This window comes from Gelidibacter salicanalis, assembly GCF_016469035.1.
Classification (GTDB): Bacteria; Bacteroidota; Bacteroidia; order Flavobacteriales; family Flavobacteriaceae; genus Gelidibacter; species Gelidibacter salicanalis_A.
In genome coordinates this window covers 1-409 of record NZ_JAEHJZ010000261.1, presented here as the reverse complement: position 1 = coordinate 409, position 409 = coordinate 1, and the positions used below count along the sequence as shown (strand labels likewise).

The following is a 409-nucleotide window of genomic DNA, read 5'->3' as shown; positions in this document are numbered from 1 at the left end:
TCTTATGGCCTATATTCTAGTGGCCTTCCAGCGACCCCTGATCAGGCAATTGGGCGGGAAATTAGCCCATCGAGCACCTAACCTGGCTTGCTTAGAGTTTGCTTGGAAACAAACCTTTGAAAGATGTACCTTTATCAAATTGGAAGCCTCTAGTTATCAGTACATAACTTATGTACTGAAAAGCCAGCCCTCCGGAATCGAAAGCGGGCGATTTGGAAATACTCCTTCCTGCTATGACACTGAGTTGGTCTCAAAAACTGTCCAATAAGCGGCAATCCAACGCCAATGCGTGATAGATTGACACTGACGACCCTGGTTAAGTTAGCTACATAGCAGTACATAACTCAGTCTCGTTTGCATCCCGGCGATCGTGGTCCAGTGTGACCATTTTCGTTCTTTAGGGGTAGGA

At 46.5% G+C, this 409-nt stretch carries 1 protein-coding gene; it reads left to right on the top strand.

Translation table 11 applies throughout. The features are described 5' to 3' along the window. The coding region (locus JEM65_RS22600) for a hypothetical protein (RefSeq protein WP_233530797.1) at nucleotides 1–268 on the top strand (268 nt) is incomplete at its 5' end. Nucleotides 269–409: the final 141 nt, after the last annotated feature.